Annotated in this window: 27 protein-coding genes and 2 other annotated features (1 of these 29 only partly in view); of the genes, 23 read left to right on the top strand and 4 right to left on the bottom strand. The window is 34.8% G+C overall.

Annotation, left to right across the window (positions count from 1 at the left end):
- Positions 1-4 precede the first annotated feature (4 nt).
- From BR43_RS12145 to BR43_RS12220, 16 genes are all read left to right on the top strand, one after another.
- Positions 5-784, top strand: coding sequence for a Csa1 family protein (locus BR43_RS12145; protein ID WP_034562314.1), 780 nt, complete (start codon positions 5-7; stop codon positions 782-784).
- 638 nt (positions 785-1,422) lie between these two features.
- Positions 1,423-2,028 carry a hypothetical protein gene (locus BR43_RS12150; protein ID WP_034562316.1) on the top strand — a complete coding sequence of 202 codons (606 nt, stop codon included), beginning with the start codon at positions 1,423-1,425 and terminating at the stop codon, positions 2,026-2,028.
- Between the two features lie 133 nt (positions 2,029-2,161).
- Entirely contained in the window at positions 2,162-3,244 is a 1,083-nt protein-coding gene (locus tag BR43_RS12155) for an ABC transporter permease (protein ID WP_034562319.1), read from the top strand.
- A gap of 4 nt (positions 3,245-3,248) precedes the next feature.
- On the top strand, positions 3,249-3,920 hold the full coding sequence (locus BR43_RS12160; protein WP_034562321.1) for an ABC transporter ATP-binding protein: 672 nt from the start codon (positions 3,249-3,251) through the stop codon (positions 3,918-3,920).
- A gap of 97 nt (positions 3,921-4,017) precedes the next feature.
- Complete coding sequence (locus BR43_RS12165) at positions 4,018-4,815, top strand: PD-(D/E)XK nuclease family transposase (RefSeq protein ID WP_034562322.1); 798 nt, start codon at positions 4,018-4,020, stop codon at positions 4,813-4,815.
- Positions 4,816-5,062: 247 nt separating this feature from the next.
- Positions 5,063-6,439: a DNA repair protein RadA gene (radA, locus tag BR43_RS12170; protein ID WP_034562325.1), complete on the top strand. Its 1,377-nt coding sequence runs from the start codon at positions 5,063-5,065 to the stop codon at positions 6,437-6,439.
- Between the two features lie 153 nt (positions 6,440-6,592).
- The gene (locus tag BR43_RS12175) at positions 6,593-7,708 is read left to right on the top strand and encodes a PIN/TRAM domain-containing protein (protein ID WP_034562327.1); all 1,116 of its coding nucleotides are present in this window, start codon (positions 6,593-6,595) and stop codon (positions 7,706-7,708) included.
- Between the two features lie 11 nt (positions 7,709-7,719).
- Complete coding sequence (gene ispD / locus BR43_RS12180) at positions 7,720-8,439, top strand: 2-C-methyl-D-erythritol 4-phosphate cytidylyltransferase (RefSeq protein ID WP_034562329.1); 720 nt, start codon at positions 7,720-7,722, stop codon at positions 8,437-8,439.
- Complete coding sequence (gene ispF, locus BR43_RS12185) at positions 8,436-8,912, top strand: 2-C-methyl-D-erythritol 2,4-cyclodiphosphate synthase (RefSeq protein WP_034562330.1); 477 nt, start codon at positions 8,436-8,438, stop codon at positions 8,910-8,912. The genes ispD and ispF overlap by 4 nt, the downstream gene beginning before the upstream one ends.
- 128 nt (positions 8,913-9,040) lie before the next feature.
- The gene (gene gltX, locus BR43_RS12190; protein ID WP_034562331.1) at positions 9,041-10,513 is read left to right on the top strand and encodes a glutamate--tRNA ligase; all 1,473 of its coding nucleotides are present in this window, start codon (positions 9,041-9,043) and stop codon (positions 10,511-10,513) included.
- Between the two features lie 33 nt (positions 10,514-10,546).
- Positions 10,547-10,782 (top strand) — a binding site (T-box leader).
- A gap of 146 nt (positions 10,783-10,928) precedes the next feature.
- A complete protein-coding gene (gene epsC, locus BR43_RS12195; RefSeq protein ID WP_034562334.1) occupies positions 10,929-11,447 on the top strand; it encodes a serine O-acetyltransferase EpsC in 519 nt (172 codons plus the stop codon).
- A 108-nt stretch (positions 11,448-11,555) separates the two neighbouring features.
- Positions 11,556-12,965: a cysteine--tRNA ligase gene (gene cysS, locus BR43_RS12200; protein WP_034562337.1), complete on the top strand. Its 1,410-nt coding sequence runs from the start codon at positions 11,556-11,558 to the stop codon at positions 12,963-12,965.
- A 1-nt stretch (position 12,966) separates the two neighbouring features.
- Positions 12,967-13,386 carry a Mini-ribonuclease 3 gene (locus tag BR43_RS12205; RefSeq protein ID WP_034562340.1) on the top strand — a complete coding sequence of 140 codons (420 nt, stop codon included), beginning with the start codon at positions 12,967-12,969 and terminating at the stop codon, positions 13,384-13,386.
- Positions 13,367-14,248, top strand: a complete 882-nt coding sequence (gene rlmB / locus BR43_RS12210; RefSeq protein WP_245617863.1) for a 23S rRNA (guanosine(2251)-2'-O)-methyltransferase RlmB — start codon at positions 13,367-13,369, stop codon at positions 14,246-14,248. The genes BR43_RS12205 and rlmB overlap by 20 nt, the downstream gene beginning before the upstream one ends.
- 52 nt (positions 14,249-14,300) lie before the next feature.
- On the top strand, positions 14,301-14,834 hold the full coding sequence (locus BR43_RS12215; protein ID WP_034562343.1) for an NYN domain-containing protein: 534 nt from the start codon (positions 14,301-14,303) through the stop codon (positions 14,832-14,834).
- A 374-nt stretch (positions 14,835-15,208) separates the two neighbouring features.
- Positions 15,209-15,787 carry an RNA polymerase sigma factor gene (locus tag BR43_RS12220; RefSeq protein WP_034562345.1) on the top strand — a complete coding sequence of 193 codons (579 nt, stop codon included), beginning with the start codon at positions 15,209-15,211 and terminating at the stop codon, positions 15,785-15,787.
- Between the two features lie 45 nt (positions 15,788-15,832).
- Here the strand turns inward: BR43_RS12220 and BR43_RS12225 are convergent, their stop codons facing one another.
- From BR43_RS12225 to BR43_RS12240, 4 genes are all read right to left on the bottom strand, one after another.
- Positions 15,833-16,813: a polyprenyl synthetase family protein gene (locus BR43_RS12225; protein WP_034562347.1), complete on the bottom strand. Its 981-nt coding sequence runs from the start codon at positions 16,811-16,813 to the stop codon at positions 15,833-15,835.
- A complete protein-coding gene (locus tag BR43_RS12230) occupies positions 16,810-17,367 on the bottom strand; it encodes a Gx transporter family protein (RefSeq protein WP_034562349.1) in 558 nt (185 codons plus the stop codon). Before BR43_RS12230 ends, BR43_RS12225 begins: the two co-directional genes overlap by 4 nt.
- Positions 17,368-17,472: 105 nt before the next feature.
- A complete protein-coding gene (locus BR43_RS12235; RefSeq protein WP_034562351.1) occupies positions 17,473-17,934 on the bottom strand; it encodes a NusG domain II-containing protein in 462 nt (153 codons plus the stop codon).
- A 194-nt stretch (positions 17,935-18,128) separates the two neighbouring features.
- Entirely contained in the window at positions 18,129-19,997 is a 1,869-nt protein-coding gene (locus BR43_RS12240) for an NAD(P)/FAD-dependent oxidoreductase (protein WP_034562353.1), read from the bottom strand.
- A 24-nt stretch (positions 19,998-20,021) separates the two neighbouring features.
- Between BR43_RS12240 and menA the strand changes: the two genes are divergently transcribed.
- The 7 genes from menA (at position 20,022) to rplA (ending at position 24,514) form a co-directional block, all read left to right on the top strand.
- A complete protein-coding gene (gene menA / locus BR43_RS12245) occupies positions 20,022-20,897 on the top strand; it encodes a 1,4-dihydroxy-2-naphthoate polyprenyltransferase (RefSeq protein WP_084679928.1) in 876 nt (291 codons plus the stop codon).
- A gap of 131 nt (positions 20,898-21,028) precedes the next feature.
- Positions 21,029-21,181: a 50S ribosomal protein L33 gene (gene rpmG / locus BR43_RS19630; protein WP_010052011.1), complete on the top strand. Its 153-nt coding sequence runs from the start codon at positions 21,029-21,031 to the stop codon at positions 21,179-21,181.
- Between the two features lie 21 nt (positions 21,182-21,202).
- Positions 21,203-21,376, top strand: coding sequence for a preprotein translocase subunit SecE (gene secE / locus BR43_RS12250; protein ID WP_034562356.1), 174 nt, complete (start codon positions 21,203-21,205; stop codon positions 21,374-21,376).
- A gap of 127 nt (positions 21,377-21,503) precedes the next feature.
- Positions 21,504-22,052, top strand: coding sequence for a transcription termination/antitermination protein NusG (gene nusG, locus BR43_RS12255; RefSeq protein WP_034562358.1), 549 nt, complete (start codon positions 21,504-21,506; stop codon positions 22,050-22,052).
- Positions 22,053-22,212: 160 nt separating this feature from the next.
- A complete protein-coding gene (locus tag BR43_RS12260) occupies positions 22,213-23,139 on the top strand; it encodes an alpha/beta hydrolase (RefSeq protein WP_034562360.1) in 927 nt (308 codons plus the stop codon).
- Positions 23,140-23,294: 155 nt separating this feature from the next.
- Complete coding sequence (gene rplK / locus BR43_RS12265) at positions 23,295-23,720, top strand: 50S ribosomal protein L11 (protein ID WP_034562362.1); 426 nt, start codon at positions 23,295-23,297, stop codon at positions 23,718-23,720.
- 104 nt (positions 23,721-23,824) lie between these two features.
- Entirely contained in the window at positions 23,825-24,514 is a 690-nt protein-coding gene (gene rplA, locus BR43_RS12270; RefSeq protein ID WP_034562363.1) for a 50S ribosomal protein L1, read from the top strand.
- 43 nt (positions 24,515-24,557) lie between these two features.
- Positions 24,558-24,609, top strand: a sequence feature (ribosomal protein L10 leader region) (it continues 78 nt past the right edge of the window).

Genomic DNA, 24,609 nt, shown 5'->3' on the forward strand with positions numbered 1-24,609 from the left:
CTATATGAAAAAAAGAAGAAAAGTCATTATTGGTCTAGCTTTATTACTATGTGTAAGTGTAGTTGTAAGTGGATGCAAGTCGAAAAAAAATATAGTGAAGGAAATGACCCCTTTAATGTATGAATATCAAAAACGTCCTTTGATGGAGTATTTTAGCTCGAGAGAAAGTAGTGTAAATATATTGAATTCTGCTAAGAATAGAACGGAGAATGGAGATTTAGTATCAAAAGGAATGGTATTAAAATATTATCCAACAGAAAAAAAAGCTTATGGAAAATATTTTGAAAGGTTGTATTTAAAAGAGGCAAAAGTGGGCGAAGGAGATGAAGTGAAGGAAACGTTCATAATGTTTGATGGAGAAAAATATCATGTAAAAGAGAATGCGGAATTAACTGAAGAAATAAAAAATTTCAAATTTATGATAGAAGAATTTGATTTTACAAAAGACTATACAAAAAATTTTAAGATTGAAAAGAGTGGCTATAATTTTGAAGTGCCTAGTTATTCATTAACCTACAAATTGCCACAAATAGATAGAGAAATCGAAGCTTATATAAAAACAAAAGGCTTACCTCAATACGGAGAAGAAAGTTTTTTAGAATTTAACAAAGATGGAGAAGGTTATTCGGGTGGAAAAGTAAATTTAGTCATTCAACAACAACCAAATATCTCTATTTATGAACTCATCAATACAAGTGTGAGTGAAACCGGTGGAAATGATTATCGAGCATTATTTTTAGGAGAGGAGACAGAAAATGAGCAAGAAACATCCGATTTACAATAAAAACGGGGAAAGTACAAGTTTGGTTTCAAAAGTTAGTTATAGTATATAGTAGGTTAGTTTGTGGGAAGGATAAAGAAGATATAGAACGATATATCAAAGAACTATAGATAAGCGAAAATTCCCCATCTAGTATTCTTGATTTTCGTATGTCGAAATTTAAAGTTAAAAGGAGTTTAAATTTATGAAAAAAAGAAGGAAAGTTAGTGTTGGCCTAGCATTATTACTAGGTGCTGATTGCTACATATCACATTACAAGATATGAATTGGTAGTGCAAAAATAACAATTGATAAAGTCAAATTAAATATTGGAACGGACTTAATGATGGTGGTTTTACAATTGGACATATGAAGTTTTTGATAACGTTGTTAATTTTTAACGAGATGGGGAAAGTGTCTGGAAATAAGGTTATTTGTAGTAATAATGTCCATATAGTAAAAAAATAAAACTAGAAGCAATTCAGTTAGATGTCAAAATTAAATACATCAAGAATGAACGAGTTGAGTACCGTAGACTTGTTTTACTTTTAATTAATTTTCAGAAAATTTATAGCTGAATAAGTTTTGTTTTGTGGATAATAAGAATGATAACTTAGATACTTAGAGAAAAAGTGGATTGATACAATTAAAAAGGAGAACTTATGAAAAGATTACATTCATGGAAAGTAAATGTGGTACTTGGGATAGGAATAGTTGCTATATTTTCTAGCTATTATTATGAATTGGAAAGTGAAAAAGCAGAGAAAATTGAGCAAAAAAAGTTAATGGAAATTCGGTCAGAGGTTGGTCAGTTAATGGTGGATCAGGCATTATACGTAACTGAAGCTGAAAAGTATGCAAAATCGGAGAAAATTCAAAAGGTAGTCAAAGAATTTCCGTTTTTACCTGTTAAGTACTTTATAACGAATTTTTTGAATTCTTCAGATACGCGCCTTGAATTTATAGAGAATTACAGTGCAGATGAATTCCAAGAGAGAATAGAATCACATTTAAATGATGAGATTGGTAGGACTGATTTTTCTCTTGGAACGATTATGTATGCCAAAACAAGTTATGGTAGTAGTTATTTAGTCACAGCAGTTGATAATGTAACTCGATTTATTGTTATTTTAAAAGATAATAAATTGATAGCGATTTATGGACTGAACTGGGAACAGTTACCTGATTCAGAGTTTGAAGGGTTGGCGAAACAGATTGCAACGGAGAAGGATTTAGAAATGACGTTAGTAGACTGTAATGATAGTTAAAAAAAGCAGCAAAAAAACTAGAGCGTAGGTTCTAATTTTTTGTTGTTTTTTATTGGTGAGCAGTTAATTTCATTTATCAATTGATAAATGTTAGAATTACCTATCGAATGATAAATGAGTGGAGATGAATAAAATGTTCTTAGCATGGAATGAAATTAAATTTTCTAAAACAAGATTTATATTGATTGTAGGTGTGATGTTTTTAGTGTCTTATTTAGTTTTTTTTCTAACGGGACTGGCCTATGGTTTGGCACAAGATAATCGTTTGGTGGTAGATAAGTGGGATGCAGCGGGGATTGTTTTAAATAGTGAGGCCAATGACAATTTGTCGGCGTCAACGATTCTTCTAGGGGATGTTTCAAAAATCAAGGGAAAGCCTGAGAATAATGCAAAACTAGGCCAATTGGCAGGGGTTATTACTAAAAAAGGGACTTCAGATAAAATAAATATCAATGTTTTTGGAATCAATCAAGATGAATTTATTAATCCGACGGTCACAGAAGGTCGAACCTTTAAAAGTAAAAATGAAGTGGTTGTAGATGATAGTTTAAAGGAAAAAGACATTCAACTAAATGATGAGATTAAACTCTCAACAACGGGTGATATACTGAAAGTAGTTGGTTTTACAACGAATAGTAAATTCAATACAGCTCCGATTATTTATATGAGTTTAGAGCAATGGCAAGTGGCTAAATTTGGGCAAGCAGATAACTCTGATCAGGGAAAGATTAGTGGGGTTGTGATTAAATCCGGTAATCTTGATAACTTAGGGTTGGATAAAGAGAAGTTAAGCGCAATTACAAGTCAGACTTTTATTGCCAATATCCCTGGATATACGGCGCAAACATTAACCTTTGGGATTATGATTGGCTTTCTATTTGTGATTGCTGCATTTGTAATTGGTATTTTTATTTACGTATTGACGCTACAAAAAAGTAGTATGTTTGGCGTAATGAAAGCGCAAGGAATAGCAACAAGTTATATTGCCAAGTCAATTGTCGCTCAAACCTTTATTTTAGCTGTTTTAGGTGTGGGCATTGGATTAGTTTTAACCTTAGTAACAGCGGCACTTTTGCCAAATGCAGTTCCATATATGACAAACTATTTATTTTTGGCTAGTTTTACTGGCGTTTTAGTAGGTGTAGCGATTTTAGGAGCCCTGTTCTCAGTTAGAACAATTGTTAAAATTGATCCATTAGAAGCGATAGGAGGTTAGTGAGATGAACTTACTAGAATTAAAAAATGTTACGAAAAAATTTGGTCAAGGTCATACTGAAATACTAGCCCTAAAATCAACTGATTTTTCTATTAAAGCGGGTGAATTTGTCGCAATTATTGGACCTAGTGGTTCGGGGAAAAGTACGCTATTAACTTTGGCAGGAGGCTTGCAATCACCCACAACAGGCGAAGTTTTGATTAATACTAAACAATTAAGTGGAGCAAATGAAAAACAACGTTCAGCACTACGTTTTAAAGAAATTGGTTTTATTTTGCAAGCATCAAACTTGATTCCCTTTTTAACGGTTAATGATCAATTAAGATTAGTGAATAAAGTGGAGAAAAAGAAGTTTGAGCAAAAAAAAGTGGATCAATTGTTAGAAGAATTAGGTATTTTAAAATTAAAAGATAACTATCCTAAAGACTTATCTGGTGGAGAACGACAACGTGCCGCCATTGCTAGGGCGCTATATCATCAACCAAGTGTGATTTTAGCTGATGAACCGACGGCTAGTTTAGATTCCGAAAAAGCTTTTGAAGTAGTGAATATTCTGGCTAGGGAAACGAAAGAAAAAAATAAAGCAACTATTATGGTCACCCATGATCAACGTTTAATTGAGTCTTGTGACAAGGTTTATGAGATGCGTGATGGCAAATTGTCTTTGCTTTCTTAAAAAAATTAAAAGAATTAAAACTTTTCACCTCCTTTTTGCATATAGTTTAAATGAGTAATCCATATAACTCAATTATCTATTGCTAGGAGGAAACGATATGATAGCCAACTATGATTCACAAGTGCATTCTTTCTTATTAACTAACGAGTTAGTCTTCACTAAGTTATTTACAACGCCAGAGAATGAGGAATTATTAAAGCATTTTATTAATGATATTTTAGGAATTCAAGTAACAAAAGCTATTCCCGAACATCCTTATAATTTTCAATCCTTTAAACGTCAATTTCAACAATTACGAGATGATGGAATCTGGTTACCAATTATTGAAGCAAGCATTGAGGTAGATCATGGTCGGTGGCTAATTCTAGATTTACAAAAATTTCCAAGGCATCGATTTATTCAACAAATCATTTATGGAGCTGCTGGAAAATTTCAAGAAAAATACCAACAAGTTGTTTATGCTGGGAAGAATCAAACCCAAGATATGAAGAAAAAGTTTAAATCCATTACGTATCTCAGTATTTTAGATTTTAATTTTTTTAAACAAGACAATCGTTTAATTTATAGTTTTAACTTTTTAGACAATGAAACGAAAGAACCTTTAAAGGAAACCATGATAGAGTTGAACTTTTTTGAGCTGAAAAAAGATACCAAAGCTCGATTTTCCAGAGAACTACGAGTGAAGTATTGGCAAGAGTTGTTTTTGACGGGAAAAGTATCGTCTGAAGCACCGATTTATTTACAAGAAGTTGCGGAAATGCTAAAAGAATCAAGTTTAACAATTGAAGAATCTGAACTAGCAAAAAAAATCACTCAATCTCAAGAGGAATTTACTGAAATATTGAACTTAATTCGGGCAAATACAGATTCATTATTTAAAAAACGTTCTAATTAATCACTTATACAAGCAAGGCAAATTTTGATTGTGATAAAATTTGCCTTGCTTTGTTGTATCGTATACTAAAAATTATTCCTTTAAATTACAATAAAGTGTAATTTGAATCATTTCAAAGAAATAAATAGTTTTTTTTATGCAATGTAAGATTTTCTTAAGGAATTTCGATGGAATTATACGTAAGATTCTTAGAAACTATGGTAGAATATAATAGATATGTTTTTTAATAAAAGGGAGGCACAGTTGAATGGCAAAGAAGAAATCTACCAAATTTGTCTGTCAGGCATGTGGTTATGAATCTCCCAAGTGGATGGGGCGTTGCCCGAATTGTGGCGCCTGGAACCAAATGATGGAAGAATTAGAAGTAGATAAAAATGATCGACAAAATCGCGTGAGTATGACTGGACAAGTTGCTAAGGCTGAGGCGATTCAAGATATTAGTGTTTCAAAAGTACCTAGAGTTAAGACACAAATAAATGAACTTAATCGAGTATTAGGTGGGGGAGTTGTTCCGGGATCCTTAGTTTTAATTGGTGGTGATCCAGGAATTGGTAAATCAACCTTACTATTACAAGTTTCTGCCCAATTAAATTTGGCAGGAGGTAAAGTTTTATATGTTTCTGGTGAGGAAAGTGCCAGCCAGATTAAAATGCGGGCGGATCGTCTTGGTGTAAAAGGGGCTAATTTTTATATTTACCCTGAAACAGATATGGGTGCCATTCGTCAGACAATTGAAGATTTAAAACCAGAGTATGTGATTATTGACTCTATTCAAACAATGAGTCAACCAGATGTTTCAGGCGTTGTAGGTAGTGTTTCGCAAGTGCGTGAAAGTACCGCGGATCTCATGAAGATTGCTAAAAGTAACAATATTGCGATCTTTATTGTAGGTCACGTGACAAAAGAAGGTGCAATTGCCGGTCCTAGAATGTTGGAACATATGGTAGACACGGTACTGTATTTTGAAGGAGATCGACATCATACGTTTAGAATTTTACGAGCAGTTAAGAATCGGTTTGGTTCAACGAATGAGATTGGGATTTTTGAGATGCGTGAAGGTGGGCTGATCGAAGTATTAAATCCATCTGAGCTATTTTTAGAAGAACGTTTATCAGGAGCTACAGGTTCGGCAGTGGTTGCAGCAATGGAAGGAACACGTCCTATCTTAGTTGAGATTCAATCATTAATTACACCAACTGTTTTTGGAAATGCGAAGCGAACAGCGAGTGGTTTGGATCATAATCGAGCGTCTTTGATTATGGCGGTTTTAGAAAAACGAGCGGGGCTAATGTTACAAAATCAGGATGCGTATTTAAAGGCAGCGGGTGGAGTGAAACTAAATGAACCTGCGATTGATTTAGCGATTGCAGTCAGTGTGGCTTCAAGTTATCGCGAACGTGAAACAAAAGCAACCGATTGTTTTATTGGAGAGATTGGTTTAACAGGAGAAGTACGTCGTGTTAGTCGAATTGATCAACGTGTTCAAGAAGCTGCAAAATTAGGCTTTACTCGTATGTTTATTCCAAAAAATAATATTGGTGGCTGGACGTTTCCCAAAAATGTTGAGGTCATTGGTGTCTCAACGATTGCTGACACATTACGTAAAGCCTTAGGTGATGTATAATACCAGTAAGAAATCTACAAATGAAAATAAAAAGAGTATGACAAAATTAAGCTGTTGAATCTTGGCACTGAATAGTTGCTAAGAGGAATTGGCTCATTAAACGATTCTTGTCATACTTCTCTATAAAACCAGAATTTAGAAGGAGGAATTTCTTTGACAAAAAGAATAATTACCGCAGTTTTTGCAGTCATTGGTGGGAGTATAGGTGTCAGTCTATTACCCGATGTCTGGAAAGCGTTCAATGTTACAAATAAACTATTTAACAATACATTCACGAATATCTTGATTGGTGCCATTATATTTTTACTTGTTTCTTTAATTCTCGTGAAGTATGTGGAACGTGGTGTGAAAAAAGCTGAAGCGTATCTAAATCAACAAAGTGCTGCTTATTTATTATTTGGTAGTATGGGAACAATTATTGGATTATTGCTGGCATTTTTAGTAACAATGCCTTTAATGGGATTAAAATGGCCCGTTTTAAGTACGACTTTGCCAATATTAATCTATATGATTTTTGCTTATTTAGGCTTCCGAATTGGAACAACTAGACGTGAAGAGTGGCGTAAATTAATTCAACCTCGTCCTAAAAAGCTAAACGAAACTGAAGAAGATGGCAAAATTCTAGAACGCAAATATGATGATGACTTCCGTAAATACAAGATCTTAGATACGAGTGTCATTATCGATGGTCGAATTTATGACATTGCTAAGACTGGTTTTATTGAAGGAACACTTATGATTCCTAATTTTGTTTTAATGGAATTACAGTATATTGCTGACTCGGCCGATAGTTTAAAACGTGTTCGTGGTCGTCGTGGATTAGATATTTTGAATGCCTTACAAAAAGAAGATGACATTCAAGTTGAGATGTACGATGGGGATTTTGAAGATATTACTGAAGTAGATAGTAAGTTAATTAAATTAGCTAAATTATTAGATGGTGTTGTTGTAACCAATGATTACAACTTAAATAAAGTGAGCGAATTTCAAAATGTTCCGGTATTAAATATTAATGAATTAGCGAATGCAGTGAAACCAGTAGTTATCCCAGGTGAAAATATGACAGTTATGGTAGTGAAAGCTGGAACTGAACGTAATCAAGGTGTGGCTTACTTAGACGATGGAACAATGATTGTTGTCGAAGATGGTCAATTTTATATGAATAAGAGTATTGAAGTTGTGGTCACAAGTGCGTTGCAAACAGCGGCTGGACGAATGATTTTTGCCAAACCTGTTCATGCTCAAAGAGGAATCAAAGAAAAAGAATAGGAGCGATTGTGATGAACTATGAACTAGTTTTATTAGCGGCTGGTCAAGGTAGACGCATGGAAGCTTCCCAGAATAAAGTTTTAATTCAATTATTAGGAAAACCAGTAATTGAGTATGTGTTGACTACTTTTGTTCAAGATAAGGCGTGTCAACATATTATTTTAGTAGTAGAAAAAAATGAGCAATTGCTAATTGAAACGATTGTTCAGCAAAATCAATTTGATAAACAAAAGCCCATTACTATCGTTGTTGGTGGGACAGAGCGACAAGATAGTGTTTATAATGGTTTACAAAAATTAAAAAATGAGACTGGCATCGTTATGATTCATGATGGTGCCCGTCCTTTTCTTGAGCCTAATTTTTTAAAAGAACTATATCAGACTGCGGAAAGAACGGATGCTGCAATTCTAGGTATGCCTGTCAAAGACACAATCAAAAAAGTGAATAAAAACACAGTGATAGAAACAATCCCAAGAGAACTGCTTTGGCAAATCCAAACACCACAAGCTTTTAAAATTCCTTTGATTCAAAAAGTTCATGCTAATGCTAAAATAGAAGGTTTTTTTGGAACAGATGATGCATCATTGGTAGAACATTATGGTCAACCTGTTTCAATTGTTGAGGGCAGCTATGAGAATATCAAATTAACGACACCAATTGATTTAGTGATTGGTGAAGCGATTTTAAAAGCCCGTATGAGACAAGATTCAATCAAGGAGGAGAAATCATGATTCGAGTGGGGCAAGGCTATGATGTTCATCAATTAGTTTTGAATCGAGAATGTATTATTGGTGGTGTTAAACTTCCCTATGAAAAAGGTTTGCTTGGTCATTCCGATGCGGATGTTCTCTTACATGCGATTACAGATGCATTATTAGGTGCCGCTGGAAAAGGCGATATTGGGCACTTTTTCCCAGATACTAATCCTCAATTCAAAGATGCTAATTCAAGAGAGCTGTTAAGAAAAGTATGGTTTATTTTAAAAAATGAAGGATATTTCCTGGGAAATATTGATGCGACTATTTTGGCTGAAGCTCCTAAAATGTACCCTTATTTGGAGGAAATGAAGCTTAACATTGCTAAAGATTGTGAAGCAACTATAGATCAGATTAATTTAAAAGCAACAACCTCAGAAGAAATGGGATTTATTGGACGTAAAGAAGGGATAGCTGCAATGGCTGTTTGTCTATTAGAAAAGCCTTAATTCATGAAGTGGTTCTAGAAATTATTAGAATAAATTAAAAGCCTTATCTTCTGCCTTCTCTCACGGTTAAATAAGTGGTAGAATAAGAGGGAGAGAATGATATTAAAACTAGAAAAGAGGAATTTACTATGGCTAAAAAAGTTCGTGTACGCTACGCTCCAAGTCCAACAGGACATCTGCATATTGGGAATGCTCGTACGGCTCTATTTAACTACTTATTTGCCCGTCATAATGGTGGCGATTTTATTTTAAGAATCGAGGATACTGACGCAAAAAGAAATATTGCAGATGGAGAATCTAGTCAGTTAGAAAATTTAAAATGGTTAGGTATGGATTGGGATGAAGGTCCAGACAAACCAGGTGAATATGGACCATATCGTCAATCAGAACGTGGCGACACATACAATCCTCTTATTGAACAACTTTTATTAAGCAATCGTGCCTATAAATGCTATTGTACGGAAGATGAATTAGAAGCAGAACGTGATGCACAACGCGCTCGCAGTGAAATGCCTCATTATAGTGGGAAATGTGCTGATTTAACTCCAGCTGAGCAAGCTGAAAAAGAAGCTGCTGGAATGGTTCCAGTTGTGCGTTTCCGTGTTCCTCGTGACACAACGTATAGTTTTGACGATTTAGTTAAAGGTCCTATTAGTTTTGAATCAAGTAGCGTTGGTGGCGATTTTGTTATTGCAAAACGTGATGGTGTTCCAACCTATAACTTTGCTGTAGCAGTAGATGATCACTATATGGATATTACTCATGTTTTACGTGGGGATGACCATATTGCTAATACTCCAAAACAATTAATGATTTATGAAGCATTTGGTTGGGCTCCTCCAACATTTGGTCATATGACATTGATTATTAACAGCGAAACAGGTAAAAAGTTAAGCAAACGTGATGAAAGTATTCTGCAATTTATTGAACAATATCGTGATTTAGGCTATATTCCAGAAGCGATGTTTAACTTTATTGGTTTACTTGGCTGGTCACCAGTTGGAGAAGATGAAATCTTTAATCAAGAAGAATTTATTAAAATGTTCGATCCAGAGCGTTTAAGTAAATCTCCTGCTGCATTTGACTCGAAAAAACTAGAATGGATTAACAACCAATATGTAAAAGCAATGGACTTAGATACATTAACAGATGCTTGTTTAGTTCATTTAATTAAAGCAGATTTAGTTGAAGCAAATCCAACTCCTGAAAAAATTGAGTGGGTTCGTCAACTAGTAAGCTTGTACCATGAACAAATGAGCTATGGTGCTGAGATTGTTGAATTATCTGAATTATTCTTCTCAGATAAACCAAACTTAGACGAAGTTGCTAAAGAAGTTTTAGCAGGGGAAACAGTTCCTGTTGTTCTAGAAGCATTCCATAAAGTTTTAGGTGAGATTGAAACTTTTGATGTAGCTAGTATTAAAGCAGGAATCAAAACAGTTCAAAAAGAAACTGGTGTTAAAGGGAAAAACTTATTTATGCCAATTCGTGTAGCTGTTACAGGACAGTCTCATGGTCCTGAACTAGGTGAAACAATTGAACTACTTGGTCGCGATAAAGCGAAGTCCCATTTAGAAGCAGCTATTGCAAATTTAAGCTAAACGTAGTACGATAAGGATTAATTCAATGAATAAACTAAAGCAGTGATGAGAAAAGTAGTTAAATGAATGGCCTATAGAGAGTCTGTCACGGTGAAAGCAGATGCCAATAATTTAATGAAGTGCCTCTCGGAGTTGTCCTAATGAAGTTAGTAGTAGTTAGGAACGGTTCACATCCGTTACCATGTACAAGATAGGATTAGTAATGATATGGTTAACATTGACTAAGCTATGAAGAAAAGTGGAACCACGCATTTTAGAGCGTCTTTTATATACAAACGTATATATAAGGCGCTTTTTTATTTTTTTTGTAAGAGATAAGAGAAAATTACAAGCTATAATGCTAAAAAATTTGTTTAAATTCATTTTTATTAAATAAACTAGGTAAATCGTTAAAATAGGAAAGGGGATCTAGAAAATGTCTATTCGTGAAAATATAGCTGTTGTTAGGGAAAATGATCCATCTGTTAAAAGTACGATGGAAATTCTTTTAACTTATCCTGGCTTCCATGCAATTATAGCTCATCGAATGGCTCATTTTCTCTATCGCCATAAATGGTATTTAGTCGCTAAGTTGCTCGCTACAGTTTCCCGTTTTTTTACTGGGATTGAGATTCATCCAGGCGCGACAATTGGCAAACGGTTGTTTATTGATCATGGAATGGGCGTTGTAATTGGCGAAACCGCTATTGTTGGAGATGATGTTATTATTTTCCATGGAGTTACGTTAGGTGGGACAGGTAAAGATACTGGTAAACGTCACCCAACAATTGGCAATCGTGTTTTACTATCAGCGCATGTTCAAGTGTTGGGTCCTATTACTATTGGAGATAATGCTAAAATTGGAGCTTCAGCAGTCGTTTTAAAATCAATTCCAGCAAATGTAACTGCAGTTGGAATTCCAGCTAAAATTGTAAAAAAGCATCTATCTGAATAAAAATGATGTTTAACTAGTAAATTTGTTAAAATAGATATTTTGACTTTAAGTACACAATTTTCTAAACTAAGGTTAGTGAAATTAAAAGGAAATAAAGGAGATGATCTTATGTTAAAGATTTACAATACTCTTACGCGGGAAAAAGAAGAATTTGTTCCATTAGAAGCTGGACAGGTTAAGATGTATGTTTGTGGTCCGACGGTTTATAATTATATTCATATTGGAAATGCTCGTAGTACTGTAGCATTTGATACGGTTCGTCGTTATTTTGAATACCGTGACTACAAAGTTCAATACGTTTCCAATTTTACCGATGTAGATGATAAAATTATTCAAGCAGCGAATGATTTAGGTATTACGGCACCAGAAGTAGCTGAGCGTTTTATTGAAGCTTTTTATGCTGATACAGAAGCTTTGAATGTTGGAAAAGCAACTGCGAATCCTCGTGTTATGGAGAATATGGATGATATTATCGAGTTTATTCAAGCCTTGTTAGATAAAGGGTATGCGTATGAATCAGAGGGAGATGTCTATTACCGCACCCGCAAATTCAAAGATTATGGCAAATTAAGTGACCAGTCTATTGATGAATTAGAGATTGGTGCGAGCAATCGTTTAGAAGTTAAAGAAAATTTACGCAAAGAAGATCCAGTAGATTTTGCTCTATGGAAATCAGCGAAATCAGATGAGATTAGTTGGGATACTCCTTGGGGCAAAGGTCGTCCAGGCTGGCATATTGAATGCTCAGTGATGGCAACTAAATACTTGGGTGATACAATTGACATTCATGGTGGTGGACAAGATCTAGCCTTCCCTCATCATGAAAATGAAATTGCTCAAAGTGAAGCGAAGACGGGACATACATTTGCTAACTATTGGATGCATAATGGTTTTGTGACAATGGATGAGGAAAAAATGAGCAAATCGCTAGGGAATTTTGTTTTAGTCCATGACTTAATTAAGCAAGTTGATCCACAAATTTTACGTTTCTTTATGGCGACAACTCACTATCGTCGACCAATTAGTTACAACGAAGAAACGATTAATGAAGCGAAAAATAACTTAACTAAGTTAAAAACAGCTGCAGATAACTTACATTACCGACTAAGTGATGCGGAAGTGAAATTAGCTGATGACAATGACTATTTCCAACAATTAGAAGCTTTTAAAGAAGCCTTTATTACTGGAATGGATGATGATTTCAACTCGGCTAAGGGGATTACGGTTGTCTATGAGTTAGCCAAAGCAATGAACATTTATAGCGAGCAAACAACAGTGTCTAAAGCTGTAGTGGAAGCGATGCTAGGAACATTAAAAGACCTATTGTCCGTTTTTGGTGTTGAATTATCAGCGGAAAAAGAATTGCTAGATGAAAATGTCGAAGCATTGTTAGAAGAACGAGTTGCAGCTAGAGCAGCTAAAGACTTTGCGCGCAGCGATGAAATTCGTGATTTACTAAAATCTGAGGGCATTATCATTGATGATACCCCTCAAGGAACAAGATGGAGAAGAGGATAATATGGTAGAAAAAGATTGGTCATTATTAAATGGGTTAGCGTTGGCTTATATTGGAGATGCGATTTATGAAGTTTATATTCGTGATTATCTACTTCAAACAGGAAAAACACGCCCAAATCAATTGCATAAATCAGCAACAAATTATGTTTCTGCAAAAGCACAAAGTTTTCTAATGCATAAAATGTTAGAGGAAGATGGATTGCTAACAGAGATGGAAGTGACGATGTATAAACGCGGACGTAATTCTAAAAGTCATACGTCAGCAAAAAATGCTGATATCACTACGTATCGTGTGGCAACTGGCTTTGAGTCATTAATGGGTTATTTACATTTGACGAAACAAATAGAGCGTATGGAAGAATTAATTAACTGGTGTATTCAACAAATAGAGGAGGTTCAAAATGGCTCATCAAAAAAATAATTTTGGCAAAAAGGTCACACAGCAAAATCGCAGACCGAACCAAAATAAAACAACAAAACCAAAACGTGAACATGATCGAGGTCGTCAAAATCATGAACAAAGTGAAGAGCATTCTGAAATCGAAGAGGATCGTGATTTAGTTGCAGGACGCTTACCAGCCATTGAAGTCTTGAAATCAGAACGTGATATTAATAAAATCTTCTTACAAGAAGGATTAACAGGTTCAAAGATTAATGAGATTTTATCATTAGCTAAAAAACGTTCAGCACAAGTTCAGATGGTACCAAAGTCTAAGTTAGATAATTTAGTTGACGGCATGAATCATCAAGGTGTTGTTGTTGCTGCGGCAGCTTTTCAGTATGCAGAACTAGATGATTTATTTGCAGCAGCGGCTTTAAAAGAAGAAGATCCATTTTTTATTATTTTGGATGGTTTAGAAGATCCTCATAATCTTGGATCAATTATGCGAACAGCAGATGCAAGTGGAGCTCATGGAATTATTATTCCGAAACGTCGTGCAGTTGGTCTAACAGCGACAGTTGCTAAAGCTTCAACAGGAGCGATTGAACATGTTCCGGTGGTGCGGGTAACTAACTTAGTGCAAACAATTAATGAGCTAAAAGAGCGCGGTGTCTGGTTATATGGAACAGATATGAAAGGGCAAGATTACCGTAAATGGGATGCTAAATTGCCAATCGCTGTTGTAATGGGGAATGAAGGTAAAGGAATTTCTCGTTTGGTGAAAGAACAGATGGATGGTATGCTGACAATTCCAATGGTTGGACATGTGCAAAGTTTAAATGCTAGTGTTGCTGCTAGTTTACTAATGTACGAGGTTTATCGTGGACGTAATCAGGTTTAAGCAGTAAACTATGATTAGATAGAAGGACTAGAACGGAGGTGGATCAACTACTATGAAAAAAGATTTATTAATTATTGATGGTTATAATATGATTGGCGCTTGGCCGGATTTAGTAAAGCTTAAAAATCAAGATCGCATGGAAGATGCCAGAGATTTACTTTTGCATCAATTATCTAACTATCAACGTTATGAAGGCATCGAGATTTGGGTAGTATTTGATGCACAGTTCGTTCCAGGAATTCAAAAATCCTATACGCGTCACAGTGTAACAGTGATTTTTACCAAAGAAGGTGAAACGGCAGACAGTTATATTGAAGGGATTGTTTCAGAAAAGAATAATCGTTTGACACAAGTAACGGTTGCAACTAGCGACTTAGCAGAGCAGTGGGTGGTCTTTTCAAAGGGTGCATTACGGAAATCTGCAAATGAGTTGTTTAAAGATTTGAATCAATCAAAAAAGAACCTAACACTTGAAACGGAAAAATTTCATTCACAACGTTTAAGACGAAATTCGCCTTGGGATATGGAGCAATTAGTTGATTTAGAAGTATTGTTACATGATCTTTCTAAGAAGAAGAAGTCTTAGTCAGTTATAGCAAAAACTAAAAGCAAGTTGAATTTATTAACTTGCTGTAGCATATAGTGAATTGATTGAAAATTCTGACTTTTATGAGTAGTGTATTCAAAAAAGGCGAGTTTACTTTTACTAATTTTCTGGTTAAAATTTACGTATTTTTGGTCTAATGAGATCAGGATAGTGTATAGATCTAGCAATAGGGATATTTATTTACAGCTAGCTAGGGAAAGTTAATGAACTATTTTGGCGTATTGTATACTTGTATTATAGGGCTCGGTTACTACTTTTTTGTATAAGTAAACAGTACTTAGCATACGAAAAAAGTAGAAAATAAAGTTAATAAAATAAATAACTTTTGAAATTTAATTATTAGGGGGCATTTAATGAGTGAGATGGAAAAAGATCGGCCTACGGATTTAGACTTAATTGAGGGAATTAAGTCAGGTGATACAGAAAAATTTGAAGAATTGTTTAAGCGGTATCAATTTTTAGCACTTAAAGTTACACGCAGTTATGTTGTAATTGACTATGATGTAGATGATCTTTTGCAAGAAGCGCGTATTTTATTTTTTCAAGGAATTCATGAATATAAATCAGAACGAGGTATGAGCTTTGGTAACTTTTATAAGTTAAAGCTAAACCACTTTTTTTATAATTTAATTAGAAGACAAAATGCAGCTAAACGACAAGGAGCAAAATATTGTGATTCCTTAGATGAGGTGCAAGAGAATAGTTCTGACGAGGATTATCGCTATAGCCCGCAAAAAGAAGTCACACCAGAAGACATAGTTTTGGTTCAAGAAGATATGTCTAATTATTATAAATTACTTAGTAGATATGAAAAACAAGTGCTTTGGGCCTATACAAAAGGGGATGAGATTATAGATATCGCTAAGCTCTATGGAAAAAGTATGGAATCAGTCAAAAACGCGTTAAGCCGTTGTCGGACAAAATTTAATTAAAAAAAGAGGTTCATCTACTCTAATTAAAGTAGATGAACCTTTAGTTTAAAATGTGCGTTCTAACATAGTCGTTGTTAATTCCATAATAATCTCTTTTTCAGGAATATTAGGTAATTTTTTAATATCTTTTAAAGCTTTAGCTGTGTATTTTGTAGCCAAATCCTGAGCCTCAGCTAAGCCACCAAGTTCAATAACTAATTGGTGAACGGCTTGAATATCTTCTTCCGTCATCTTGTCCTTTTTGTCTAGATAAGGAGCGAAGCTTTTTGGTTGTTTACGAAGTGCAAAAATTAATGGAATACTATAAACACCTTGTCGAACATCTTCAAGAACGGGTTTTCCAAAGCTAACATCGTCTTGAGAATAATCTAGAATATCATCCATAATTTGGAAGGCCATCCCAATATGATTTCCAATATAATAACAATTTCGAGAAAACTTTTTAGATGTTCCACTTTCCAAAGCACCAGAATAGCAACTAAGAGCAAATAATTGAGCCGTTTTACCAGAAATCTGAGTTAAATATTGGCGAACAGTAATTTTTTGATTATATCTTAAATGCATCTGATCTAATTCACCCATCAAAATTCGTTCCATACCACGAGTATCGATTTCAATACTTTCTAATGAGCTAGAATAACGAGCTAATAATTTAAAGCAGACTGTGAACAAATAATCTCCCGCATAAACGGCAACATCTTTACTATATTTTGCCTGAATGGTTTGAGTTCCACGGCGTGTAGGGGAATCGTCAACAATATCATCATGAATCAAGGTGGCCATATGCAAAATTTCTAAAGCAGCAGCAATCGCACGAGCTTTTTCAGGATTTTGTTCGGTTCCAAACTTTGAAAATAATAAGGAATAAGCTGGACGTAGTAGTTTTCCACCAGAATTAATTAATTCAATAATGGTTGCTTCAATATCTTTATTCCGAACGTTGATATTTTTTTTAATTAAAGCAAGGGTTTTTTCTAACTCAACTTGTAATTCAGGATATTCTTGCCACATTGGATGAACCTTCATTTGGAAACTCCTTTCATTTGTTTAGTTGGACGATCATAAAGAGCTCGGAAATTTTTCAAAGTTTGGACATGCTCTAATAAATAATTAGCAGCAATTCCAATGGCAATTCCAGATAAAATTCCCATAAAGGAAAGCACCGGTAGATAGAGCATGACGGTCCAAGTCTGGGCAATCCAGCTGGCAACCGCAAGCTGACCGATATTATGCAAAATCCCACCAGTTGCACTAATTCCGATAATGCTTACGCGTTTAGGTCCCAATTGTTTAACTATTAGCATCCCTATATAACTAAGAAGTGCGCCAGCACAGCTATATAAAAAGGTTGATAGAGTTCCACCAAGTAAGGTCGTTAATAATAAACGCATCCAAACAACTGAAAAACTATCCTTAACTGGCAGAGTAAAAATAGCTAAAATAGTAATTAGATTTGCTAGTCCGAGTTTAGCCCCAGGAGCAAATGCAAATGGAAAAGGAATGCCACGTTCAATTAAACCAATTACAACTCCTTGAGCTGCAAGTAAAGCAATATAAACTAATTTTTGATTTTTGGTCATAAAGTTATTTCATCCTCTGTCATTGGTATTGGTGATTCTTGAAGGTTTTAAGAAATAGTATAGTGAATTAAATGAACTAAGAAAATAGATAACTCATTTTTCTCGTTAGTTACGTGCCAGAAGCTGAGTAGATTCACCCAAAGTGACCATGCCACCATCAGTTTTTCCATCAGTTGAACGAACTTCAACGATTAATTTATGTGGCAAGCACAGAATAGTTTCACCAGATTTTGAAATTGGACCAAAGCTTCGTACACAGACTAGATCACCACAATTAGCATCAATCATTTGAATATGTTCATCTTCGATTTCAAGTAAGTTATAGTCGCCATCCTTGTCTTCATAACGATAGGTATCTGTTCCTTTATGCCCAGTAAGAGTGATTTGCTTTATTGGTTTTCCATCTACAGAAATATAAGCAATCAATTGTGGAGCAGCTTGATTTGGTGCTACTTCAGTTTTTTCTTGATTTAGATAAAAGATACCAAGAGGTAAAAAAGAACCAATGGTAAGTATTGTGATAATTAAAATATCCCAAGGGCGAATCATATTAAAATACTTTTTCATGCATTCTCTCTCCTGTTATTTTTAGTCTCAATAAGCCTAAGTATAAAAAAGATAATGCTATTTAGCAATAGATTTAAGTTGAAATTAAGAAATAAATCTTTTGATTGTTATCTCAGTCAAAGTAGGATCAAATTCATTCGATAAAAAAAGGTTTAAGGCAGTCAAAAAACTGCCTTAAACCATTGATTAATGACTTATTTATCGCCGTATAATGAGCGAGGTGTACCGTACCACCATTTGCCTGCAACTTTTTGAACCCATGGAATAACATAATAATCTAAACCAAAGGCACGTCCAGAACCATTCATTAATGCTAATGCAGCAAAGATAAACCAAATGTTTACCCAATAGAACATACCTGACAAGGCGAAGCTAGCTACTAATGCGATTGTTGCAGCATTTGCTAACCATGTAAATAAACCAGCAATAATTGCCAAAGCAATCAACAATTCAAGAATTGTCATGATTTTTTGGAAGGCAAGAGCAACTTCAGCATTTGGAATCATTACTTTCATGATTGCTTCAAACCATTTAGGAGCGTGATCGAAAACCATCATTGGATCTTCACCATAAGCATAGCTGAAACCGAAGATTGGTTTTGCAACTTCTTCAACAACTTCAGTAGCTGCTTGAGAAGCGCCAGATGTTGTATCAGTATTTTGCAACCATTCAAATGGAAGTTTAACTGAATCACCAAACCATGATTCGCCGCCAAACCAGCCAAACGTTTTCTTACCAGCTTCTAGAAGCCACATACTACCATAGAATACGCGAAGCGGAACACTCCATAATACATTACCATAACGAGCAAGGTGACCACGGAAAATATTACGTTCATCTTTAATATGGAAGAACTCGTGCATAATATATTGGAAAGCATAGTATCCAGAACGAATATCTAAGAAATATTTCAAGTTCACCATGTGTTTCATTAAAATAGCTAAGAAACCACTTAAGTGAATTTTATTGAATAAACAAGCAACGCCGTAACGTCCACCAATTGAAACCATAAAGCCTTGATAGTTTCCTTTATAAGCATGTTTTTCAGAACCGTCAATCTCAGCGATGATATTTGCAGCAGCAGTGTGAGCAGTACCTTCAGCAGCCTGAACGATTTGTGGAGTTGGTGTATTTTCAAATTCTTCAAAATAAACTAAATCTCCAATAACATAAACATCTTTTAAATCTTTTGCTTCCATGTATTCATTTGCAACTAGACGTCCAGCTCGAGCAGCTTCCATACCGAATTCAGCAGTATCAGAGTTTGCTTTAACACCAGCAGTCCAAATTAACGTATGTGTTGGAATAGTTTCGCCGGATTTTAAGATAATATGATCTTCTTTAACTTCAACGATAGGAGCTTCAGTTAAAATTTTGATTCCTTTTTTCGTCATGTAACGTTCTGCTTTACCAGCATCATTACGATCTAACATATTTAAGATTGTTGGAGCAGCTTCGATTACGTATAATGTAATTTCATCAACTGAGATTTTATTATCTTTTGCTAAACGAGCTTTCCATTCTAATAACTCCCCAACCATTTCAATCCCAGTAAAACCAGAACCACAAACAGTGAAGGTTAACATTGCTTTACGTTTTGCTTCATCACGAACTTTAGCAGCTTTTGCAACAGTTTCTTCAATATGAGCGCGTAATTTTACAGCATCTTCCCATGACCATAAAGTATAACCATGTTCTTTAACACCTGGAGTACCAAAATCATTAGGTTCGCCACCCATACCTAAAACTAGGTAATCGTAGCTGTAGCTACCATGTTCAGTAGTGACAACTTTTGTATCGTGGTCAACATTTGTTACGTTATCCGTTACTAAGTTAACATTTTTCAAACGACAAAACAGACGTTGTAAGTCATATTGGACAGCCTGTGGTTCAGTACGAGCCCCAGCAATCTCATGTAATTCAGTCATCATAGTGTGGTATGAATGACGGTCAATTAAAGTAATGGTTACATCTTTATTCTTCTTATACTTTTTAGCTAGTTTTTTTGTTGCAGCGACTCCAGCATAACCTGCACCGATAACAACAATATTCTTTCCGGCCATTTGTATCTCTCCCTTATATTCATAATGGGAACTTTGTTTGCTGTTTATTATTTTAGAGACTTTAATTTAGGAAATACTATTTTGTTTTTTGCAGCCATGTTAATTTTTGATATGACTACAACAGCAATTAATAATTTTATGGATTTTCAAAAGGCGAAGGACGAGGGATATAAAGATCAAGTGAATGTAATTGGACAAGAAAAAATCCCAGAAAAGCTAGTTGCGTTCTTAATTATTTTTATGCTAGTAGTTGCTTCGTTATTAGGATTGTTATTAGTTTATAGAACAGATATTTTACTCTTTTTTATTGGAGGGATTTGTTTTTTTATTGGAATTTTTTATACTTTTGGTCCAGTTCCAATTTCACGAATGCCAGTTGGAGAGTTATTTTCAGGAGTTACAATGGGGTTTGGTATTTTCTTCATAGCGATTTATGTAAATGTAATGTCAGGCACATTAATGAATTTAACCTTTGCACAACATGGATATCAGTTTGCTTTAGTAGGTAATTATTTAGATTTATTGATTATTTTACTAGTATCCATTCCAGCGATATTTACTATTGCGAATATAATGCTAGCCAATAATTTATGCGATTTAGATGAAGACATTGTCAACCATCGCTATACGTTAGTCTTTTATATTGGACGTAAGATGGGCGTTCTTTTATTTAATACATTAATTTATGCATCCTATTTTGCTATTATTTTGGCAGTTGTGTTAAGAATTTATCACCCGATTATGTTACTTACGTTATTAACAGTAATTCCAGTTCGGAAAAATTTAGCAACGTTTAATCAAAAACAAGTCAAATCAGAAACATTTGTCTTATCTATTAAGAATTTAGTATTAATTAATGGGGCTTCGGTTATTTTGTTAGCCATTAGCTTAGTATTTTAAAATAACAATAACAGTTTGTTATGTTTGAAATTTGACTTTAATGCAAAAAAATAGAATTTGACAGCACAACTAAGTGATGGTAAATTAAATAAGATAAGAGTCGTCTGCACAAAAGAAAGTACGGTGAAAAGATGAGTAGCAAAAAAACAGCATTAGCATGTTCAGTTTGTGGATCAAGAAATTATGCCAAAAAAGTAAATGAAGGCAACCGCACTGAACGTTTAGAGATAAAAAAGTTTTGTAAATATTGTAATCAACATACACTACATCGTGAAACAAAATAATTAGAAAGTAGGGACATAGAAATGGGGAAATTTCTTAAGGGCGTAAAAAGTGAAATGAAACAAGTTACTTGGCCAACTGGAAAAGAATTAAGAAAATACACAATGACCGTTTTCGGAACAGTATTTTTCTTTGTTATTTTCTTTATGGTTGTCGATTTTGGTATTAAGTCTATTTTAGATTTATTTATCAAATAAATTCATTGGCGAATTGGCACCAAAAATGGTATACTAATCTATACATTAAACGCAATTGACCTTCTTTTCAGAAAATAGAAGGTTTTTTTGTATGTTGTGATAAAAATAAATATTAGGAGTGTTAAACGTGGAACAGATTGAAAGCGAAAAACAATGGTATGTGTTACACACGTATTCTGGCTATGAAAATAAAGTGAAGCAAAATATTGAGTCACGTTCAAATAGTATGGGAATGGAAGATTACATTTTCCGTGTAGTTGTTCCTGAAGAAGAAGAAACTGAAACTAAAAATGGGAAAGAAAAAATAAACATGAAAAAAACCTTCCCTGGTTATGTTTTAGTCGAAATGATCATGGCAGATGATTCTTGGTATGTAGTTCGTAATACTCCAGGAGTAACTGGATTCGTTGGATCACATGGTGCTGGTAGTAAGCCTGCGCCACTATTAAATGAAGAGATTGAAGTGATTTTACGTCGCTTAGGTATCAGCAATCGTCATCAAGAGCTTGATTTTGAAGTGAATGATACAGTAACTATTATCGAAGGTGCATTTAGTGGCTTAACTGGTAAGATTACTGAGATTGACAATGAACGTGCAAAACTAAAAGTAAATGTTGAGATGTTTGGACGCGAAACAAGTACTGAACTTGATTTTGAACAAATTGATTCACTATAAAAATAGCATGAGAAAGTGGCTGACAATTGAAAAATTGTTAAAAGCCACTTTTTTTTATTTCCTAGTAATTCCTTAATAAATTTTGTGAGTTTCCTGTGCTATACTAGGAACAAATAAAAATAGAAAATTTGATTTTAAAAAGAAGCGGAGGGGGAAATAAATGAAAAAGATTTTACTTGGAGTCAGTGTGTTACTCCTTGTTGGGATTGGATATGGTGCTTTTTTCTTTTTTAGTGAACCGCAAAATCAACCAATCTTGCCAGAAAAGAAAACGACTGCCAAAGGGACATCCACAGAAAGGGACTCTAGCCGTCAAGCCTCAGAGTCTGACAGTGACAGTAAAGGGAGTCAAAATAAACCAACTATTTTTATTCATGGTTACAGTGGCGGCAGGAATTCATTCGGGGGTATGATTAATCGATTTGCTAAAACTGGTGAAGGAACGACATCTTTGATTGCTACTATTGAAGGCGACGGAACAATTAGCTATCAAGGGGACTATAAAAAAGATCAGTCGAATCCTATGATTCAAGTGTTGTTTGTTGAAAATAGAAGCACGGAAGAAAATCAAAGTGGGTGGATTAAGAAGTTGCTACTCTCATTAAAAGAGAAGTATGATATTCAAGAATTCAATGCCGTTGGTCATTCAATGGGCGGCGTTAGCTTAGTAAACTACATTACAATGGTTGGTTCTGATCCGCAATATCCAACAATGGACAAATTAGTTTCGATTGCTGCACCTCTAAATGGCTTGGAAATCGGGAATGATGGTGTAACGGATTATGATTTAACTTCGACTGGTCCAAAAACGTTAACCGAGCGTTATCAGAATTTCATGGACTCTCGCACGAATATTCCAGTAGATTTAGCAGTCTTGTCAATTGCTGGTGATAAAGAAGATGGAACAAAGAGTGACGGTTCAGTTTCAGTAGCAAGTGCGTTGTCAAGTAAATTTATTTTTGAAGGACAAGTTGAGGATTATCGAGAAATGACCTTTACGGGAGCCAAAGCAGCCCATAGCCTTCTTCACGAAAATACAGCAGTAGATAAAGCTGTTGCAACTTTTTTATGGAAAGAGAAAAAGTAATTGTGCTGAATAAAGGCTTTTTTCTGAGAACTACTTGCTTTAATAAATAAAATCTGCTATATTGTTTAGGTACGTTTTAACGTATGTAAGAAAGTGGGAGGGGAAATATTAACCCCATTAACCACATCACGGACTCAATCAAGGAGGTATGTCTCGTGGCTAAAAAAGTTGTTAAATTAGTTAAATTGCAAATTCCTGCAGGTAAAGCAAATCCAGCTCCACCGGTAGGTCCTGCGTTAGGTCAAGCACAAGTGAATATCATGGGATTCTGTAAAGAATTTAATGCACGTACTGCTGATCAAGCTGGATTAATTATTCCAGTAGTAATCTCTGTATATGAAGATCGTTCATTTACATTTATTACAAAAACACCACCTGCTGCTGTTTTACTTAAAAAAGCTGCTGGTATTGAATCTGGTTCAGGTGAACCAAATACTAAAAAAGTTGCGACAGTTAAACGCGATAAAGTTAGAGAAATCGCTGAAACAAAAATGCCCGACTTAAACGCTGCATCTGTTGAAGCTGCAATGCTTATGGTCGAAGGTACTGCACGAAGCATGGGTATCACAATCGAGGACTAATCTTCAACCAGGCTTCTCAGTATCGCTCATAGACTAATAAATTAGATATGAGGATTAAGTGGGAGGTAAAACCGTTATAACCACAATCAAGGAGGAAAAAGAACATGGCTAAAAAGAGCAAACAGTATTTAACTGCTGCAAAGCAAGTTGATATTTTAAAAGCTTATTCAGTAGAAGAAGCAGTTGCTTTAGTAAAATCAATCGATTTCGCTAAATTTGATGCAACAGTAGAAGTCGCTTATAGACTTGGAGTTGATCCTAAGAAAGCTGACCAACAAATTCGTGGGGCAGTTGTTCTTCCAAATGGAACAGGTAAAACTCAACGCGTCTTAGTATTCGCTAAAGGCGAAAAAGCTAAAGAAGCAGAAGCAGCAGGAGCAGATTACGTAGGTGATTCTGATCTTGTTCAAAAAATTAGTGGTGGATGGTTCGACTTCGATGTTATCGTTGCAACACCTGACATGATGGCTGAAGTTGGTCGTCTTGGACGTGTGTTAGGACCTAAAGGCTTAATGCCTAACCCTAAAACTGGTACTGTAACAATGGATGTAACTAAAGCTATCAATGAAATCAAAGCTGGTAAAGTAACTTACCGCGTTGATAAAGCTGGTAACGTACAAGCTCCAATTGGTAAAGTATCATTTGATGATGCAAAATTAGTAGAGAACTTTAAAACTATCAACGATACAATGATGAAAGTTAAACCTTCTTCTGCTAAAGGTCAATACATCAAAAACATTACAGTTACAACAACTTTCGGTCCTGGCGTAAAAGTTGACCAAGGTTCATTTTAATTAAAAAAACCTTGACCTGGATGATTGTACTTGGTACAATCATTTAGGTTAATAAATAATACCGAAGACAGTAGGTAGCGAAAGCTATAAAATCC

This window comes from Carnobacterium gallinarum DSM 4847 (genome assembly GCF_000744375.1).
Taxonomy (GTDB): domain Bacteria; phylum Bacillota; class Bacilli; order Lactobacillales; family Carnobacteriaceae; genus Carnobacterium; species Carnobacterium gallinarum.

Bases quoted from the DNA above. Each gene is read 5' to 3' on its own strand.
- BR43_RS12145 (WP_034562314.1), top strand. From the start codon at position 5: ATGAAAAAAAGAAGAAAAGTCATTATTGGTCTAGCTTTATTACTATGT.
- BR43_RS12150 (WP_034562316.1), top strand. From the start codon at position 1,423: ATGAAAAGATTACATTCATGGAAAGTAAATGTGGTACTTGGGATAGGA.
- BR43_RS12155 (WP_034562319.1), top strand. From the start codon at position 2,162: ATGTTCTTAGCATGGAATGAAATTAAATTTTCTAAAACAAGATTTATA.
- BR43_RS12160 (WP_034562321.1), top strand. From the start codon at position 3,249: ATGAACTTACTAGAATTAAAAAATGTTACGAAAAAATTTGGTCAAGGT.
- BR43_RS12165 (WP_034562322.1), top strand. From the start codon at position 4,018: ATGATAGCCAACTATGATTCACAAGTGCATTCTTTCTTATTAACTAAC.
- radA (WP_034562325.1), top strand. From the start codon at position 5,063: ATGGCAAAGAAGAAATCTACCAAATTTGTCTGTCAGGCATGTGGTTAT.
- ispD (WP_034562329.1), top strand. From the start codon at position 7,720: ATGAACTATGAACTAGTTTTATTAGCGGCTGGTCAAGGTAGACGCATG.
- ispF (WP_034562330.1), top strand. From the start codon at position 8,436: ATGATTCGAGTGGGGCAAGGCTATGATGTTCATCAATTAGTTTTGAAT.
- gltX (WP_034562331.1), top strand. From the start codon at position 9,041: ATGGCTAAAAAAGTTCGTGTACGCTACGCTCCAAGTCCAACAGGACAT.
- epsC (WP_034562334.1), top strand. From the start codon at position 10,929: ATGTCTATTCGTGAAAATATAGCTGTTGTTAGGGAAAATGATCCATCT.
- cysS (WP_034562337.1), top strand. From the start codon at position 11,556: ATGTTAAAGATTTACAATACTCTTACGCGGGAAAAAGAAGAATTTGTT.
- BR43_RS12205 (WP_034562340.1), top strand. From the start codon at position 12,967: ATGGTAGAAAAAGATTGGTCATTATTAAATGGGTTAGCGTTGGCTTAT.
- rlmB (WP_245617863.1), top strand. From the start codon at position 13,367: ATGGCTCATCAAAAAAATAATTTTGGCAAAAAGGTCACACAGCAAAAT.
- BR43_RS12215 (WP_034562343.1), top strand. From the start codon at position 14,301: ATGAAAAAAGATTTATTAATTATTGATGGTTATAATATGATTGGCGCT.
- BR43_RS12220 (WP_034562345.1), top strand. From the start codon at position 15,209: ATGAGTGAGATGGAAAAAGATCGGCCTACGGATTTAGACTTAATTGAG.
- BR43_RS12225 (WP_034562347.1), bottom strand. From the start codon at position 16,813: ATGAAGGTTCATCCAATGTGGCAAGAATATCCTGAATTACAAGTTGAG.
- BR43_RS12230 (WP_034562349.1), bottom strand. From the start codon at position 17,367: ATGACCAAAAATCAAAAATTAGTTTATATTGCTTTACTTGCAGCTCAA.
- BR43_RS12235 (WP_034562351.1), bottom strand. From the start codon at position 17,934: ATGAAAAAGTATTTTAATATGATTCGCCCTTGGGATATTTTAATTATC.
- BR43_RS12240 (WP_034562353.1), bottom strand. From the start codon at position 19,997: ATGGCCGGAAAGAATATTGTTGTTATCGGTGCAGGTTATGCTGGAGTC.
- menA (WP_084679928.1), top strand. From the start codon at position 20,022: ATGGGAACTTTGTTTGCTGTTTATTATTTTAGAGACTTTAATTTAGGA.
- rpmG (WP_010052011.1), top strand. From the start codon at position 21,029: ATGAGTAGCAAAAAAACAGCATTAGCATGTTCAGTTTGTGGATCAAGA.
- secE (WP_034562356.1), top strand. From the start codon at position 21,203: ATGGGGAAATTTCTTAAGGGCGTAAAAAGTGAAATGAAACAAGTTACT.
- BR43_RS12260 (WP_034562360.1), top strand. From the start codon at position 22,213: ATGAAAAAGATTTTACTTGGAGTCAGTGTGTTACTCCTTGTTGGGATT.
- rplA (WP_034562363.1), top strand. From the start codon at position 23,825: ATGGCTAAAAAGAGCAAACAGTATTTAACTGCTGCAAAGCAAGTTGAT.